16 protein-coding genes are annotated in these 16,655 nt (G+C 69.7%); 13 read left to right on the forward strand and 3 right to left on the reverse strand.

Annotated features, from left to right (window positions below; all coding sequences use genetic code 11):
* Nucleotides 1-66: 66 nt before the first annotated feature.
* The 5 genes from ASC66_RS15235 to ASC66_RS15255 all read left to right on the forward strand — a co-directional run bounded on the left by ASC66_RS15235 (nucleotide 67) and on the right by ASC66_RS15255 (nucleotide 4,056).
* The gene (locus tag ASC66_RS15235; protein WP_055841376.1) at nucleotides 67-1,224 is read left to right on the forward strand and encodes a Re/Si-specific NAD(P)(+) transhydrogenase subunit alpha; all 1,158 of its coding nucleotides are present in this window, start codon (nucleotides 67-69) and stop codon (nucleotides 1,222-1,224) included.
* Nucleotides 1,224-1,577 (forward strand): NAD(P) transhydrogenase subunit alpha part 2, encoded by a 354-nt coding sequence (locus ASC66_RS15240; RefSeq protein ID WP_055841379.1) that lies wholly within the window; start codon nucleotides 1,224-1,226, stop codon nucleotides 1,575-1,577. Before ASC66_RS15235 ends, ASC66_RS15240 begins: the two co-directional genes overlap by 1 nt.
* On the forward strand, nucleotides 1,574-2,947 hold the full coding sequence (locus ASC66_RS15245) for an NAD(P)(+) transhydrogenase (Re/Si-specific) subunit beta (protein ID WP_055841382.1): 1,374 nt from the start codon (nucleotides 1,574-1,576) through the stop codon (nucleotides 2,945-2,947). Before ASC66_RS15240 ends, ASC66_RS15245 begins: the two co-directional genes overlap by 4 nt.
* Before the next feature lie 102 nt (nucleotides 2,948-3,049).
* Nucleotides 3,050-3,703 carry a hypothetical protein gene (locus tag ASC66_RS15250; protein WP_055841385.1) on the forward strand — a complete coding sequence of 218 codons (654 nt, stop codon included), beginning with the start codon at nucleotides 3,050-3,052 and terminating at the stop codon, nucleotides 3,701-3,703.
* A complete protein-coding gene (locus tag ASC66_RS15255; RefSeq protein WP_055841387.1) occupies nucleotides 3,700-4,056 on the forward strand; it encodes a hypothetical protein in 357 nt (118 codons plus the stop codon). The genes ASC66_RS15250 and ASC66_RS15255 overlap by 4 nt, the downstream gene beginning before the upstream one ends.
* A gap of 123 nt (nucleotides 4,057-4,179) precedes the next feature.
* Here the strand turns inward: ASC66_RS15255 and purB are convergent, their stop codons facing one another.
* Together purB and ASC66_RS15265 are read right to left on the reverse strand one after the other, a co-directional pair.
* Complete coding sequence (gene purB, locus ASC66_RS15260; RefSeq protein ID WP_055841390.1) at nucleotides 4,180-5,568, reverse strand: adenylosuccinate lyase; 1,389 nt, start codon at nucleotides 5,566-5,568, stop codon at nucleotides 4,180-4,182.
* Nucleotides 5,565-6,092, reverse strand: a complete 528-nt coding sequence (locus ASC66_RS15265; protein ID WP_055841776.1) for a low molecular weight protein-tyrosine-phosphatase — start codon at nucleotides 6,090-6,092, stop codon at nucleotides 5,565-5,567. The genes purB and ASC66_RS15265 overlap by 4 nt, the downstream gene beginning before the upstream one ends.
* A 215-nt stretch (nucleotides 6,093-6,307) precedes the next feature.
* On the opposite strand from ASC66_RS15265, the gene ASC66_RS15270 reads away from it, so the two are divergent.
* Both ASC66_RS15270 and ASC66_RS15275 read left to right on the forward strand, forming a co-directional pair.
* On the forward strand, nucleotides 6,308-6,694 hold the full coding sequence (locus ASC66_RS15270) for a hypothetical protein (protein ID WP_055841393.1): 387 nt from the start codon (nucleotides 6,308-6,310) through the stop codon (nucleotides 6,692-6,694).
* A 10-nt stretch (nucleotides 6,695-6,704) separates the two neighbouring features.
* A complete protein-coding gene (locus ASC66_RS15275; protein ID WP_055841396.1) occupies nucleotides 6,705-8,117 on the forward strand; it encodes a serine/threonine-protein kinase in 1,413 nt (470 codons plus the stop codon).
* A gap of 174 nt (nucleotides 8,118-8,291) precedes the next feature.
* On the opposite strand, the gene ASC66_RS15280 is transcribed toward ASC66_RS15275, so the two are convergent.
* The gene (locus ASC66_RS15280) at nucleotides 8,292-8,699 is read right to left on the reverse strand and encodes a phage holin family protein (RefSeq protein WP_055841399.1); all 408 of its coding nucleotides are present in this window, start codon (nucleotides 8,697-8,699) and stop codon (nucleotides 8,292-8,294) included.
* A gap of 89 nt (nucleotides 8,700-8,788) precedes the next feature.
* Between ASC66_RS15280 and ASC66_RS15285 the strand changes: the two genes are divergently transcribed.
* The 6 genes from ASC66_RS15285 (at nucleotide 8,789) to ASC66_RS15310 (ending at nucleotide 16,592) form a co-directional block, all read left to right on the forward strand.
* Nucleotides 8,789-9,943, forward strand: a complete 1,155-nt coding sequence (locus ASC66_RS15285; RefSeq protein WP_235496950.1) for a histidinol-phosphate transaminase — start codon at nucleotides 8,789-8,791, stop codon at nucleotides 9,941-9,943.
* A gap of 109 nt (nucleotides 9,944-10,052) precedes the next feature.
* Nucleotides 10,053-11,144, forward strand: coding sequence for a thiamine pyrophosphate-dependent enzyme (locus ASC66_RS15290; protein WP_055841782.1), 1,092 nt, complete (start codon nucleotides 10,053-10,055; stop codon nucleotides 11,142-11,144).
* 11 nt (nucleotides 11,145-11,155) lie between these two features.
* Nucleotides 11,156-12,166 carry an alpha-ketoacid dehydrogenase subunit beta gene (locus ASC66_RS15295; protein ID WP_055841402.1) on the forward strand — a complete coding sequence of 337 codons (1,011 nt, stop codon included), beginning with the start codon at nucleotides 11,156-11,158 and terminating at the stop codon, nucleotides 12,164-12,166.
* Nucleotides 12,167-12,226: 60 nt separating this feature from the next.
* A complete protein-coding gene (locus tag ASC66_RS15300; protein WP_055841405.1) occupies nucleotides 12,227-13,654 on the forward strand; it encodes a dihydrolipoamide acetyltransferase family protein in 1,428 nt (475 codons plus the stop codon).
* A 626-nt stretch (nucleotides 13,655-14,280) separates the two neighbouring features.
* The gene (locus tag ASC66_RS15305; RefSeq protein WP_502691627.1) at nucleotides 14,281-15,618 is read left to right on the forward strand and encodes a quaternary amine ABC transporter ATP-binding protein; all 1,338 of its coding nucleotides are present in this window, start codon (nucleotides 14,281-14,283) and stop codon (nucleotides 15,616-15,618) included.
* Nucleotides 15,615-16,592: an ABC transporter permease gene (locus ASC66_RS15310; protein ID WP_055841408.1), complete on the forward strand. Its 978-nt coding sequence runs from the start codon at nucleotides 15,615-15,617 to the stop codon at nucleotides 16,590-16,592. Before ASC66_RS15305 ends, ASC66_RS15310 begins: the two co-directional genes overlap by 4 nt.
* The last annotated feature ends 63 nt before the right edge of the window (nucleotides 16,593-16,655 follow it).

The raw sequence follows: 16,655 nt of genomic DNA on the forward strand, positions 1-16,655 counted from the left end.
GTGCTGGAGCGTGCGGCATCCGCCCCACGCCGGCGTCGGCTGCACCCCGTGAGACGGGAGTCGGCGGTGAGAGTCGGAGTGTCGCGTGAGCGCCGAGACGGGGAGAGGCGCGTCGCCGCCACACCCGACACGGTGCGCCAACTGATCGGCCTCGGACTCGAGGTGTTCATCGAGAGCGGCGCGGGGACGGCGGCCGGTCACGGCGATCAGGCATACGCCGATGCCGGAGCCGAGATCGTCGCCGAACTCGAACTCGAGCTCGACAGCCTCGACGTCTACGCACACGTCCGGCCGCTCAGCCCCGAGACCGCCACCCGGTTGCGCCGCGGCGCGGTCACCGTCGGGCTCGCATCGCCGGCGAGCGAGCTGCCCACCGTGCGCGCCCTCGCCGCGGCCGGCATCACGGCCTTCGCACTCGAGTTGGTTCCACGCATCTCCCGGGCGCAGTCGATGGACGCCCTGACCTCCCAGGCGCTCATCGCCGGCTACCGTTCCGTGCTCGAGGCGGCACTGCGGCTGCCGCGCTTCTTCCCGCTCTACATGACGGCGGCCGGCACGATCCCGCCGGCGAGCGTGCTCGTGCTCGGCGCCGGCGTGGCCGGGCTGCAGGCGATCGGCACCGCGAAGAGGCTGGGCGCCCGGGTGTCGGCCAACGACGTGCGGCCGGCCTCGGCCGACGAGGTCGCGTCGATGGGCGCCACCTTCATCTCGCTCGATCTCGAGGCCGCCGAGGCGGGCGGCGGCTACGCCAAGGAGCTCGGCGAGGACCGTGCGGCCATGCAACGCGCTCTGCTCGCGCCGCACGTTGCGGCATCCGATGTGCTCATCACCACGGCCGCGATTCCCGGCCGCCCCGCCCCGCTGCTGGTGACCAGCCGGATGGTGGCGGCGATGCGCCCCGGCTCTGTGGTGATCGACCTCGCCGCGGAGAGCGGTGGCAATGTGGAGGGCTCGGTGGCCGGCAGTGACGTGCTCGTGCCGACGGCCGACGGCACGGGGGCGGTGACGCTCGTGGGGCTGAAGGATGCCGCATCCGCCATGGCGTCCGACGCCTCCAGGCTCTACGCCAAGAACGTCGCCAATCTGATCGAGCTGATGACCGCCGACGGCGTCGTCGCCCCGGACTTCGCCGACGAGGTCATCGCCGGCGCCTGCCTCACCGAGGGCGGGGTGGTGCGCCACGCGCCGACCGCCGCGGCAATCGAAGCGGAAGGAGCGGCCTGATGGATGGCATGGCGCTGTTGACGATCACCGTGCTCTCGGTGTTCGTCGGATTCGAGGTCGTCTCGAAGGTGTCGAGCACCCTGCACACCCCGCTGATGTCGGGGGCGAACGCGATCCACGGCATCATCCTGGTCGGAGCGATCATCGTCGCCGGCCAGGCGGACGACCCGTGGATTCTCGCGGTCGCCCTGCTCGCCGTCGTGCTCGCAACCGCCAATCTCGTCGGCGGCTTCGTCGTGACCGACCGGATGCTCGAGATGTTCCGCGGGCGCAAGGCCCCGACGCCGACGACGGCACCGGGGCGGGCGGCACCCGGGCACGGCTCGACGAGCGGGAAGGACGGAGAGCGATGACGCTGCTCGACCCCACCTGGACCGCCCTGCTCTACCTGGTGGCCGCCGTCTGCTTCATCCTCGCGCTGCGCGGGCTCGCCTCGCCCCGGAGCGCCCGTCGCGGCAACCTCATCGGTGCGGCCGGCGCGCTCATCGCCGTCGTCACCGTGTTCCTCTCGACCGAGCTCGACAACATCCCGTGGATCCTCGCCGCCATGGCCATCGGCTCGCTCATCGCGGCCCCGATCTCGCGGCGCGTGAAGATGACCCAGATGCCCCAGCTCGTCGCCGCCTTCAACGGCGTCGGCGGTGGGGCGGCCGCGCTCGTCGCACTGCTCGAGCTCTCGCACAACGAGGATCCCTGGGTGCGTCTGGCGATCGTCTTCACGCTTGTCGTCGGCGCGATCTCCTTCGCGGGCTCCGCGATCACCTTCGCCAAGCTACAGGAGCTGATGACGACGCGGCCGGTGCTCTTCCCCGGCCTGCCCGTGCTCATGGGCCTCGTGCTGGTGCTGGCGGTCGCCGGCTCGTGGGCGACCATCGCGACGGGCTCGATCGGGATCGCGGTGGCGCTGCTCGGCGTCGGGCTCGTCGCCGGCGTGCTGCTCGTGCTGCCGGTCGGCGGCGCCGATGTGCCCATCGTGATCTCACTGTTGAATGCTTTCACCGGGCTCGCGGTGGCGGCATCCGGCCTCGTGCTCGGCAACGTGCTGCTCGTCGTGGCCGGCACACTCGTCGGTGCCAGCGGAACGATCCTGACCAGGGCGATGGCCGCCGCGATGGGGCGCGGGGTGGCCGGAATCCTGTTCGGGGCCTTCCGCGGTGGCTCGACCGCGGGATCGACGACGCAGAGCGAACGGCCGGTGCGATCCTCCAGCGCCGAGGACGTCGCGGTGCTGCTCGGCTACGCGCAGCGAGTCATCGTCGTTCCCGGCTACGGGCTCGCCGTCGCCCAGGGCCAGCACACCCTCGTCGAACTCATCTCGGCGCTCGAGGCGCGTGGCATCGAGGTCGTCTACGCGATCCACCCGGTTGCCGGCCGGATGCCCGGCCACATGAACGTGCTGCTCGCCGAGGCGAACGTGCCCTACGAGTCGCTCAAGGAGATGGCGGATGTGAACCCCGAGTTCAAGCTGACGGATGTCGCGCTCGTCGTCGGCGCGAACGACGTCGTCAATCCGGCCGCCAAGACCTCTCCCGGATCGCCGATCTACGGCATGCCGATCCTCGAGGTCGAAGACGCCAGACAGGTCGTGTTCCTCAAGCGCTCGATGCGGCCCGGCTTCGCCGGGATCGAGAACGAGCTGCTCTACCAACCGCAGACGACGCTGCTCTTCGGCGACGCCAAGGACTCGCTCGGCAAGATCCTGGCCGCGGTGAAGGCGCTCTGAGCAGGCACGACGAGGAATCGCCTTCGTCCAGAGCAGATGGTCGGGTGCATTGTAGGGCGACGTAGACTGGAGGCATCCCCCAGCAATGAAAGAGGTCGCAGCGTGACTCAGACTCGGGTTGCCGCAGCGCAAACCTCGACCGAATGGTTCGTGCCACTCGGCCGGGCGATCCTGCTGGCCGTTCCGGCCATTGCGATCACCTTCTCCGAAGACCATGGCCCGCGGTTCGGCCTGATCGTCTTCGGCATCTGGGCGCTCGTCAGCGGCCTCGTGGTCGGTGCGCTGAGCCTGCGTCTGCTCGGGGACCCGCTCAGCCGTCGCCTCTTCGCCACGAACGGTGTCATCAGCGCCGCAGCCGGCCTCGTCGCGCTCGGCCTCGTCGGAGCGCTCGGCGCCGAAGAGGGGCTCGGCACCTTCCTGTTCCTCGTCACCGTCTGGGCCGCGTGCACCGGCGTTGTCGAGTTCTACGCCGGTTGGCGCACCCGCACGACTCAGGCGGCATCGCGCGACTGGCGCATGGCCGGTGGCTTGACCGTCATCCTCGCTCTGGTTCTCATGATCCTGCCTCCGCACGCCGTCGTGTCCGTTGGTCTGCTCGGGGCTTACTTCGCGATCCTCGCCGTGTTCCTCGGTATCGCAGCGTTTTCACTCAAGTGGGATTCGGCCACCGCTGCCCGCGCAGTCGACGCGCCGGCGGCATCCGCACCGCAGGCCACCTCCACCCCCACCACTTCACCTGAATCGGATGCCTCGTGACCTCGAAGCCAGACCCCAAGAAGCCCCTCGAGCCGTTGGGCGCGGCTTATCAGCCGAGCAGGCGTGAGATTCTGCGGCCGGCCGAACTCGTCGGCGGCGCCGGCATCGGTGCGGTGTTCGTCGGGCTCGTCGTCTTGCTGACGACCCAGCAGCTCGTGCTCACGCTCGTCTCCACCGGCATCACCTTCATCGTCGTGCTGATGGTGCTCGCCCTTTTCGCCATGGGCTCCAAGCAGGACGCAGAGGAGACCGCCGACATCGAGCTGCAGGATGACGCTGCCCAACGGAAGGCCCAGCAGACGCAGCAGGCCGAGACACCGGAGGCCCCGGAGGCCCCGGACACCGCGCACTAGCGCCACACACCACGCGCCGCGCGCTCGCGCCGCTCCCGCTCGGGAGGAAAGAGCGAGAGGGGGAGGACGGAATCACTGATTCCGTCCTCCCCCTCTGCTTGAGTCCTCGGACCGGCGGGATCGCTAGGCGCGGGGCAGGCGGTCCACGAGCTCGTCGGCGAGGCCGATGTAGCCGGCCGGGGTGAGCTCGAGCAGGCGCTGCTTGGCGGCGTCACCGATGTCGAGCGCGCCGACGAATGCGACGAGCTCGGTCTGGCCGATGCGCTTGCCACGGGTCAGATCCTTGAGCAGGGCGTAGGGGTCCTCGATGTTCGAGCGACCGGCTGCCACCTCGGCACGGATGACGGTTTGAATCGCTTCACCGAGGATCTCCCAGTTCGCGTCAAGGTCGGCCAGCAGCACCTCGCGGGCGAGGTCGATCTCGCCGAGGCCGCGCTGGATGTTGTCGAGGGCGAGCATCGAGTGACCGAAGCCGACGCCGATGTTGCGCTGCGCACTGGAGTCGGTGAGGTCGCGCTGCAGGCGGCTGGTCACGAGGGTCGCGGCGAGCGAGTCGAGCAGGGCGCTGGAGAGCTCGAGGTTCGCCTCGGCGTTCTCGAAGCGAATCGGGTTGATCTTGTGCGGCATCGTGGAGGAGCCGGTGGCACCGGCCTGCGGAATCTGACGGAAGTAGCCCATCGAGATGTAGGTCCAGATGTCGGTGGCGAGGTTGTGCAGCACGCGGTTCGCGTGCGAGACGCGGTTGTAGAGCTCGGCCTGCCAGTCGTGCGATTCGATCTGCGTGGTCAGCGGGTTCCACGTGAGCCCGAGGCCCTCGACGAACTCCTGCGAGATGGTGGGCCAGGCGGCATCCGGTGCCGCGACAACGTGCGCGGCGAATGTGCCGGTGGCGCCGGAGAACTTGCCGAGGTACTCGCTGGCGGAGACCTGGGCCTCGATGCGGCCGAGGCGGTAGACGAAGACGGCGAGCTCCTTGCCCATCGTCGACGGCGTTGCCGGCTGACCGTGGGTGTGGCAGAGCATCGCGGCGTCGCGGTGGGTCTCGGCCAGCTCGGTGAGCGTGGCGATGACGCCGCGGAACTTGGGCAGCCACACCGTCTGCACGGCGTCACGCACGGTGAGGGCGTAGCTGAGGTTGTTGATGTCTTCGCTCGTGCAGGCGAAGTGCGTGAGCTCGGCGATGGAGTCGAGGCCGAGCGCGGCCAGCCGGCGGCGAACGAGGTACTCAACGGCCTTCACATCGTGGCGGGTCACGGCTTCGAGGGCGGCGAGCTCGTCGATCTCGGCCTGGCCGAAGTCGGCGACGAGGGCGCGGAGCGAGACCTTCTTCTCGTCGGAGAGCGGTGCGGAACCGAACATGGAGTGGTCGGTCAGGTAGATCAGCCACTCCACCTCGACCTGCACGCGCGCCCGGTTGAGCCCGGCCTCGGAGAGGAACTCTCCCAACTCGGTGACGGCGGCCTGGTAACGGCCGTCGAGCGGGCTGAGTGGCTGAGGGGGCAGGGGACTCATCGGACTCCTTGTCGGATTGCGGGGGCGATTTGCCGGAATAGTGCCTGCGAAGACCTCTCAATCATCGCAAGAACTGCGTCAAACATCGCATCGTCCGAATAGTAGGGGTCCGGAATATCGCGCAGGTGCGCCTGTTCCGCGTCAAAACTGAGCATCATGCGCACCTTGTCGCGCTCGATCTCATCGGTGGCCCACGCACGCAGGATGCGCTCGTGGCTGCGGTCGAAGGCAACGATCAGATCGAAGTCGCCGAAGGAATCGGTCTCGAACTGGCGGGCCCTATGCATGCTTCCGTCATAGCCGCGTCGGGCGAGCGCGTCGATCGTGCGCTGGTCGGCCCGCTCCCCCACGTGCCAGTCGCCCGTGCCGGAAGAGGTTGTGACGATGTACCCGGCGAGGCCGGCGCGCGCGACCTGCTCGCGCAGCACAACTTCGGCCATCGGTGAGCGGCAGATGTTGCCGGTGCACACGAAACTGATGCGGAAGGGCTGCGCGTCATCGCTCGGCGAATCAGCGCGCGTCATGCAGTCCATTCTGGGGCACAAATCGGCCGCGCGCAGTTCGAATTTATGTTCGCATCAGGATGCCGCTCGCGGGGCGTGAATCGGGCCAGCTGCCGCCCCAGCGAGCGGCAGCGGCGCCACCGCTCCTCCTGCGCACAGCGCCGCACGAGCGACAGGTTCTCCACCGCTGCCCGTCCGGTGCCGACACCTCAGAGGAGTGAGCCGAGACTGGACGGGTGGACGTGATCGGAACGGCGCGGGGCGGCGAGCCAGAGTCGGCGTCATCGCTGGTGCTGGGCTGGCAGCTACTGGCGGCCGATGAGCGCTGCGCCACGGCCGAGGCGCGCCTGGCCGGCATCCGCGCCCTGCTCGCCGACATGGCACCCGACGTGGTCGACGCACTCCCGGAGGCACCGGAGAGTTGGCGCTCGCGGGCAGCCACCGCGTACGCCGCGCGCCTGCACGCGCTGCGCTCACGTCTGGCTGCTGCGCTCGCCGAACTGCACGAGGCAGAGGCGGCCGCCTGGCGGGAGCTGGTGGCGGAGCAAGAGGAGCGTGAGCGGTTGCGTTGGCTGGTGCAGGGCGGCGGAGCCGTTGTCGAGCGAACGGGGCCGGGCCCGTGAGTGACGCCCGGTGAGCGACACCCTGACGCTCTCCGGCGGCGGCTCGACCACGGTCGCTACCGAGGAGTTGCTGATCGACGCGGCCCGGCTGGGTGCCACACAGACCAAGGCGGAGGCGTGGCTTGCCCGCATCCGCGCCGTGCAGGCGCTGGATACCGGCGGCTCCACCTGGGCGGAGCCCGCTTCGATCGAGTCGCTCGGAGAGGCACTGCGCCAGGTGCAGGCGTTCGGGGACGAGGTGGCTCGGGCGCGGAGCGCGCTGGTGCTGGCGGCCGAGTCATACGGGTTCGCGGAGCGCACCGTCACGGCCCTCTGGGGTGCCGGGGCCCAGCTCGGCGCCTGGGCAGGCGGGCGGGCACTGCCGTTCCTCGTCGTGCCCGCAGCCCTCTCGCTCGTGCCGATCGCGCTGCTGGGGCTGCTCGTCAGCGGTGCGCTGGGGGTCCCTCCAACGCGCCTGCCCGCTCTGCTCGCCGCGTGGGTGCACGCCAACCCGGGGCTGCTGAACAGCCCGGCGTTCGTGCGGCTCGTGCGCGGCGCGGTTTCATCCGGCGACGAGTTCGCGGCCGGACTGCTGCGGGTGCCCGCCGCCGCGGCGCTGCCGACCGGCCGAGCTCTCGGCGCCGAGCAGGGGGCCGCCGCGATCGCGGCCCTGGCGGTGCTCGCCGCGGCCGCTGGCAACACGGCGCTCCGCGAGACACCGCAACGTGTGCACCGCACCGCCCCGCCACGCCCCGTTCGCCCGCCGCGCGGGGTCGGCGAGCTGGCGGCACGCGTGCCGTCATCCGCTGCGGGATCGCCGCAGATCAGGCTCGAACGCTACGGCGGTGCTGCCGGGACGCGCTGGGTCGTCTACCTGGCCGGCACGGCCGATTTCGCGCCGACACCGGCCGGGGAGCCGTTCGATCTCACCGCGAATGTGCTGGCCACCGCGGACGGCGACGCCGCGAGCGAGCGTGCCGTGCGCGAGGCGCTGGCCGCAGCAGGGGCCGATGCCAGTGATCCCCTGCTCGTTGTCGGGCACTCCCAGGGCGGCCTCGTGGCCGGCCGCCTCGCCGAGGCGGGCGATCTCAGCGTCGCGGCCTACGTGAATCTCGGCGGCCCGCTCGGTGCCGTCAGCGCCGCCGAGGCGCCCGGCCTCTCGATCGAGCACAGCGAAGACATCGTGCCGGCGCTCGGGGGCGAAGCGGCATCCCCGACCGAGCTCGTCACGGTGAGCCGCCGCGTGCTCGACGGGGCGGATGCCGCCGCACCGCTGTTCGCGGCGCACGAGCTCGAGCGGTACCGGGAGACCGCCCGCCTGATCGACGGCTCGGAGGAGGCCCGCTTGGTGGAGTTCGAGCGCATCGTGCGCGACTTCGCGGGCTCGGCCCCCGGCACGGAGACCCGCTGGCGTTCGGAGCGACTCCCCCGGCCCGGCGGCTAGCTCGCCGTCGCGGCAGCTGACGTTCGCGCGGACGGCTTGTGCCGACGGCGTGAGCGGCCGGCCGGTGATTCGGCCGACACGCTGCGGCTGACGCCCGCCCCGTCGGCGTGGCGACCGAATCACCGGCGGAACGTACGCGTTCCCGGTGCGGTCGCCGCAGACCGGAGCTGGCCGCTAGCGAGCGTCGGAGTCAGACCTGCGCATCAGCGGCCGCAGGATCAGGCTGAGCAGACCAGAGATGATGCTGAGCACGAGGGCGCCGAGCACGGCCCACCAGAAGTCCTCCACGACGAGGCCGAAGCCGAAGAGCGAGGTGACCCACGCGGCGAGCATGAGCAGGAGCGCGTTCACGACGAGAGAGAGCAGCCCGAGCGTCAGGATGTACAGCGGGAACGCGACGACCCGCACGACGGTGCCGATGAAGGTGTTCACGAGGCCGAAGACCAGGGCGACCAGCAGGTAGGTGAGCACGGTCGCGAGCTGCGTGTCGTCGTACGGGAGCACGCTCACGCCGGCCACAATCAGCGTGGTGAGCCACAGTGCGACGGCGTTGACGATCAGACGGAGGAGGAAGGTACCCATGGCACCACTATTCCACCTCCCTTGCACCGGGGCCGCGATATCTCGTACTCATGCCTCTCGCGGCATACCCGGCCAATAGACTCGGCAGGGTGACTGAGACCACCCCCAGCGCCACCGATCCGCGCGCAGCGCTTCGCCTGCGCCCCGAGATCGCGGCCCTTCCCGCCTACCGGCAGGGAAAGGCGGCCGAGGCCGATGCCTTCAAGCTCTCGAGCAACGAGAACCCCTTCGACCCGCTTCCCGGCGTCGTCGACGCCGTCGCGGCCGCGACGGCGTTCAATCGCTATCCGGATGCCACGGCGCTGAGGCTCCGCACGGAACTCGCCGCACGGCACGGCGTCAGCCCGGACGAGGTGCACATCGGCTCCGGCTCGGTCGCGCTGCTCGCGCAGCTGGTGCTCGCGACATCCGGCCCAGGCACCGAGGTCGTCTACTCGTGGCGCTCCTTCGAGGCATACCCCAGCCTGGTCACCGTCTCCGGTGCCGCCAGCGTGCGCGTGCCGAACACGCCGGAACACGGCCACGACCTCCCGGCCATCGCCGCCGCGATCGGTGACGCGACGAGCCTCGTCATCATCTGCAGCCCGAACAACCCCACCGGTGCCGTCGTCGGCGCCGAGGAGTTTGAGGCCTTCATGGCCACGGTGCCCTCCGACGTCATCGTCGTGCTCGACGAGGCCTACGCCGAATTCGTGTCCGCCGGAACCGCAGCAGAGCCTGCCGCGGTCAACGGCCTCCCCCGAGGGAGCGCTCCGCTCACCGCGCGCCACCCGAATCTGGTCATCCTCCGCACCTTCTCCAAGGCATACGGCCTGGCCGGCCTGCGCGTCGGCTTCGCGATCGGTTCGGAGACGATCCTCGATGCCGCCCGCTCCACGGCGATCCCGCTCTCCGTCACGGCTCAGGCCGAGACCGCGGCCCTGGCCTCGCTCGCGGCCGAGAAGCAGCTGCTCGAGCGGGTGCACACGATTGCGGCGCGACGCGACGCAATCCACGAGGCCCTCACCGCCCAGGGCTGGGCACTCCCCCGGTCCTTCGCGAACTTCCTCTGGCTGCCGCTCGGAGCCGAGACCGCAGCAGCAGCGGAGCAGCTGAACGCAGCCGGTCTCGTCGTGCGCGCCTTCGCCCCGGAGGGCATCCGCATCTCCGTCGGCGAAGAGGAGTCGGTGCCGCGGCTCCTCGCGGCGCTGCAGCAGATTCTCGACGAACTCGCACCGGGCCACCCGGCCAGGCGGCTAGCGTAGGACGGTGGCAGAACCAATGAACGGCAGCATTTCAGACCAGCAGGACCATTCCGGCCGGCGCTCCGTCGACCAGCGCTCCGTCGATCAACAGAGTGTCCCCAGGGTGCAGATGCTCACCGCCGACGGTGAGTTCGCGCCGAACGAGGCGGCCGCCGAGTTCCTGCCCTACTTCGAGCGCCTCGGCGACGCCGACTTCCGGCAGTTCTATCGCGACATGGTGATCGTGCGTCGATTCGACCGGGATGCCGCCAATCTGCAGCGGCAGGGCCAGCTCGCGCTCTGGGTTCCGAGCCACGGCCAGGAGGCCGCCCAGGTCGGCTCCGGTCGCGCCGCCCGCGCGCAGGACCACATCTTCCCGAGCTACCGCGAACACGTCGTCGGCATGATCCGCGGACTCGACCCCGTCAACATCCTCCGCGTGCTCAAGGGCGTCACGATGGGCGGCTGGGATCCGGCCGAGAACGGCAACTTCCACCTGTACAGCTTCGTGCTCGCCTCGCAGAGCCTGCACGCCACCGGTTACGCCATGGGCATGCAGTTCGATGGCACCACCGCGACGGGCAACCCCGAGACCGACGAGGCCGTCATGGTCTACTACGGCGACGGCGCCTCCTCGCAGGGCGACGTCAACGAGGCGCTCGTGTTCGCGTCGAGCTACCAGACCCCGCAGGTCTTCTTCCTCCAGAACAACGGCTGGGCCATCTCGGTTCCGGTCGAGCGGCAGTCGCGCGTTCCGCTGGCCCTCCGCGGCCCCGGATTCGGCATGCCCGGCACCCAGATCGACGGCAACGACGTCTTCGCCAGCTACGCCGTCACCGCCAAGCACCTCGACGACGCCCGCGCCGGCCACGGCCCGGCCCTCATCGAGGCGATGACCTACCGCGTCGGCGCGCACACCACCGCCGACGATCCCACGAAGTACCGCCGCGACGCCGAGACGGCCGACTGGCTCCCGCGCGACCCGATCACGCGCCTGCGCACCTTCCTCGAGGCCCGCGGGACCGAGCAGGCCTTCTTCGACGACACGGATGCCGAAGCGGCCGATTTCGCCAACGATGCGCGCAGGCGCGCCCTCGAGATCGAGGCGCCGGGCGACGAGGTGATCTTCGACAACGTCTACGCGGAGCCGCATCCGCTGGTCACAGAGCAGAAAGCGTGGCTCGAATCATTCGAGGCCTCGTTTGAGGACGGTTCGGCATGAGTACGACGACAATGAACCAGACGGCAGCCGCCCAGAGCACGGCCACACTGCCCCTTGGCAAGGCCATCACCGCCGGCCTCCGCGCCGCGATGACGGCGAACGACAAGGTACTGATGATGGGCGAGGACATCGGCCCACTCGGCGGCGTGTTCCGCGTGACGGAGGGCCTGCACGCCGAATTCGGCGACAAGCGCGTGCTCGACACCCCGTTGGCCGAATCCGGCATCATCGGAACCGCGATCGGTCTCGCCATGCGCGGCTACCGCCCGGTCTGCGAGATCCAGTTCGACGGCTTCATCTTCCCCGGCTTCGACCAGATCACCACGCAGCTCGCTCGCATGCGCAACCGGCACGAGGGCAGGCTCAGCATGCCCGTCGTCATCCGCGTGCCCTATGGCGGGCACATCGGCTCGATCGAGCACCACCAGGAGAGCCCGGAGGCGTACTTCGCGCACACCCCAGGCCTCCGCGTGGTGAGCCCGTCGAACCCGAATGACGCGTACTGGATGATCCAGCAGGCCATCGAGTCCGACGACCCCGTGTTGTTCTTCGAACCGAAGAGCCGCTACTGGCCCAAGGGTGTCGTGGAGCTCGGCGCCGCGCCGGAGCAGGTGCTGCCGCTGCACGCCAGCCGCGTTGTGCGCCAGGGAACCGACGTCACCGTCGTCGGCCACGGCGCCATGGTCAGCGTTCTGCTCGAGGCCGCGGAGCTCGCGGCCGAGGAGGGCACGAGCATCGAGGTGATCGACCTGCGATCGATCTCACCGATCGACTACGGGCCCATCCTCGAGTCCGTCGCCAAGACGACCCGCCTCGTCGTGGCGCAGGAGGCATCCGGCTTCGTCAGCGTGGGTTCCGAGATCGCGGCGACCGTCATGGAGCGGGCCTTCTACCTGCTCGAGGCGCCCGTGCTGCGCGTCTCCGGATTCGACACGCCGTTCCCGCCCGCCGCGGTCGAGACGCACTTCCTGCCGAGCGCCGACCGCGTGCTCGACGCCGTCGACCGCGCGCTCGCGTACTAAGAGCATTCTCTTCTCGGCTCTGGCCGAATACCCTTTGTTCATCTGCACGGAAGGCACCCCATGAGTGAACACACCTTCAACCTCCCCGACGTCGGCGAAGGTCTCACCGAGGCCGAGATCGTGCAGTGGAAGGTCGCCGTCGGCGACACCGTTGCCGTCAACGACGTGCTCGTCGAGATCGAGACCGCCAAGTCACTGGTCGAGCTGCCCTCGCCGTTCGCCGGTGTCGTCGGCGCCATCCTCGTCGACGAGGGAAGCACCGTCGACGTCGGCACCGCCATCATCACCGTCGGTTCGGGTGCTGCCGCTTCGGATGCCGTTCCCGCAGCCGACAGCGAGATGACACTCCCGGTCTACGGCAACCTCGACTCCGAGTTGGCTGACGCCGCGAGCACCATCACCAGCGAGGGCGAGGAGAAGCCGGGCGCCGTGCTCGTCGGTCACGGCAGTTCGGCCTCAGGCGGGAGTCGCCGTCGCAGGGCGCGCTCGCACGCCACCGCGCATGAGACGCTCGCCGCACCCCACACGACGACCGTTGTCGCCGCGCCCGTCGCAGCACCTGTGCCTGCTGCAGAGGGCGCCCCGGCGCCGAGCGCAGCCCGTGTGCCCGTGCCAGCGGCATCCGCCGGCCCGGTGATCGCCAAGCCGCCCGTGCGCAAGCTCGCCAAGGACCTCGGCGTCGACCTCGCGGAGGTGACGCCGACCGGCTCGATCGGCGACGTCACGCGCGACGATGTCATCCGCGCAGCCTCGCAGGTGAGCGTCTTCCGCAACATCGAGACGCCGAAGTGGCCGGAAGACCGTGAAGACCGGATCCCGGTCAAGGGCGTGCGCAAGGCGATCGCGAACGCGATGGTGTCGAGTGCGTTCTCCGCCCCGCACGTCAGCCTCTTCGTCGACGTCGACGCCACCCGCACCATGGAGTTCGTCAAGCGTCTGAAGAGCTCAACCGACTTCGCTGGCGTCAAGGTGTCGCCGCTGCTGATCATGGCGAAGGCCATGATCTGGGCCGTGCGCCGCAACCCGACGGTGAACGCCGCGTGGACCGACGAGGAGATCGTCGTCAAGCACTACGTCAACCTCGGCATCGCCGCGGCCACCCCGCGCGGGCTGATCGTGCCGAATGTCAAGGAGTCGCAGTCGATGAGCCTGCTGCAGCTGGCCGGCGCGCTCGAACAGCTCACCATCACGGCCCGCGACGGCAAGACCAGCCCGGCCGAAATGTCAGGCGGCACGATCACGATCACGAACATCGGCGTCTTCGGCATGGACACCGGCACCCCGATCCTCAACCCGGGCGAGGTGGCGATCGTGGCGCTCGGCACCATCAAGCAGAAGCCGTGGGTCGTCGACGGCGAGGTGCGCGCCCGGTACGTCACGACGATCGGAGCGAGCTTCGACCACCGCGTCGTCGACGGCGATGTCGCCAGCCGCTTCCTGGCCGATGTGGCCTCGATCATCGAGGAACCGGCGCTGCTGCTGGACTGAGCCACCGTGTCGGAGGTTTCGACAAGCTCAACCATCGGGCATCAGCGCCCGCCGATTGAGCGGTTTCGACAGGCTCAACCATCGGGCATCGCACCCGCTCAACAACGGGCGTCGCACTCGCCGATCGAGCCTGTCGAAATGCCGCCACACGCTGTCGACAGGCCCACGCAGCGCCGGGAACCCCATGCTCCAAGGTAACGAACGGATAACGGTGCAGTCGCGGCGCGTGGCCAGCAACGGCGGCGATCCGCCGAATCGATTGTGAGTTATCCACAGGCTTATCGGCCTTCTCGATTAGTCTTCGCCCGGCATGGTTGATAGCTTCGTTGAGGCCGAAGTTGGCCACAATCCAGTCCGCGATCGGCGCGGTTCCTGCCTGCGCGGGAGCATGCCGAGCGTATGGTCGGATGATGTCGGCGGCGGCCCCAAGGCCCCGCCAGCCGGAGCAGCGCGATTCGCCGCAGACACCCAGTCTGCCGCTTGAGACCGCGCGCTCCGCACGCGTCTCCGACCCGGCCGCAAGAAGCGAAAGCACACGCCTGAACAGCGTTACTTGGCGTGCGCCCGGAGTGCACCACGTGTCCGTCACAATTGACCATCCGACCCCTCCCCCCGTCCTCCCCTCGATTCCGGTGCAGATCCCGACCGCCGCAGCCGGCGTCGCCGTTCGGGCAGAGGGCCTCTACAAGGCTTTCGGGCGCAAGCCGCTCGACACCGTGCAGCGGCTGCGTGCCGGAGCCGACCGTTCCGGGCTGCCATCCGAGCAGACCGCCGCCGTGATCGACGCCTCCTTCGAGGTGAAGCGCGGCGAGATCTTCGTGGTGATGGGTCTCTCCGGTTCGGGCAAGTCGACGCTCATCCGCATGCTGAACGGCCTGCTCGAGCCCACGGCCGGCACCGTCGAGGTGGCAGGAACCGTGATCACCGGCCTGCCGCCGAAGAAGCTGCGCGCGGTGCGCCGCGAAAGCGTCTCCATGGTGTTCCAGCACTTCGCGCTGCTCCCGCACCGGAGCGTGATCGACAATGTGGCTTACGGCCTCGAGGTGCAGGGTGTCCCGCTCGAGGAACGTCGATCCCGCGCGAACACCATCATCGGGATCGTCGGCCTGGACGGCTGGCAGCACAAGCTTCCCGGGCAGCTCTCCGGCGGCATGCAGCAGCGCGTCGGGCTGGCCCGCGCGCTCGCGGCCGACACCGACATCCTGCTCATGGACGAGGCCTTCTCTGCTCTTGATCCGCTGATCCGGCGCGAGATGCAGGAACAGCTCGTCGAGCTGCAGGCCGAGCTCGGCAAGACGATCATCTTCATCACCCACGACCTCAACGAGGCGATGTTCCTCGGCGACCGCATCGCCGTGATGCGCGACGGCAGGATCGTGCAGATCGGCACGCCGGAGGAGATCCTCACCGACCCGGCGAACGACTACGTCGCCCAGTTCGTGCAGGACGTCGACCGTGCCCGCGTGCTCACCGCCGCGAGCGTGATGGAGCCGGCGCGGGCGATTGTCTCGCTCTCCGCCGGGCCCCGCGCGGCGCTCCGCACCATGCGCGATCTGCAGACTTCCGCGGCCTACGTCGTCGGCAACGGCCGCATTCTGCTCGGCGTCGTGCGTGACCGGGATGTGATCCGCCAGGTCAAGAACCGCGAGACCGACCTCTCCCTCGTCGTGCGGCACGACCTCTCGGCCGTGGACGCCGACACCAACCTCAGCGAGCTCGTCGAAGCCTCCGTCGAGAGCGCGTTGCCGCTCGCGGTGATTGACGAGCGCAAGCGGCTTCTCGGCGTCATCCCGCGCGTCACCCTGCTGGCCGCGCTCGGCAATGTGCCGGCGCACACCAGCGAGATCCCGGTGATGATCGACCCGCCGGCCACGATTCCCGTTGACGTCGTCACCGAGACCCTGCTCGCGACGGGCGGCCCCGTCGTCCCCGCCGATGACGCGCTCGAAGGGAGCCTGCGATGAACCCGTCCCTGCTGCACAGCTCCCCGCCCACTGGCCCCGTCATTCCACTCGGCGAATGGGTCGAGACCTTCATCGACTTCCTGACGACCAGCCTCGGCTGGCTCTTCGACGGCCTGCGCGCCGCGTTCGGCGGGCTCTACGACCTCGTTGACCTCGTGCTCTCCGCGCCGCCGTTCTGGGCGATCATCGCCGTGATCGCGCTGCTCGGGCTCATTCTGCGCGGCTGGCTGTTCGCGGCAGGATCCGCTCTCGGGCTGGTGCTGATCGTGCTGCTCGGCCAGTGGGGCAACGCCATGGACACGCTCGCCCTCGTGCTGGTGGCCAGCGCGATCGCCATCGTCATCAGTGTGCCGCTGGGCATTCTCGCGGCCCGCTCGAGCGTGGCCTCCGCCGTCATCAAGCCGATCCTCGACTTCATGCAGACGATGCCGGCCTTCGTCTACCTGATCCCGGCGCTGATCTTGTTCCGCGTCGGCATCGTTCCCGGCATCGTCGCGACGATCGTGTTCGCGATGGCGCCCGGCGTGCGGATGACCGAGCTCGGCATCCGCGGCGTCGACAAGGAGGTCGTCGAGGCCGCGCACGCCTTCGGCTCCTCCCCCCGCCGCATCCTGCGCCAGATCCAGCTGCCACTCGCGATGCCGACCATCCTCGCCGGCATCAACCAGGTCATCATGCTCTCGCTCTCGATGGTCGTCATCGCGGGCATGGTGGGCGCCGGCGGCCTCGGCGGCGAGGTGGTGAAGAGCCTCGGCCGCATCGACGTGGCCCTTGGCTTCGAGGCCGGCCTCTCCGTGGTGATCCTCGCCATCATCCTCGACCGGATGACGGCGGCCCTCGGGCTGCCGCGCCGTGCGCTCCGCCGGCGTACGCCAGAGGCGGAGCCGACCGCGGCAGACCCAGAGGCGGCGCCGACCGGGACCGCTCCCGCCGCGGCCGCTGCCGACCGCGCCGCGGAGCCCGCCGCCGTCTGAGTGCACCGCACCGGCACCTCCAGAACCAGCAATCCCGTACCAATCCCCGTCTGCGTCATCCGT

The organism is Leifsonia sp. Root4, assembly GCF_001425085.1.
GTDB lineage: Bacteria > Actinomycetota > Actinomycetes > Actinomycetales > Microbacteriaceae > Microterricola.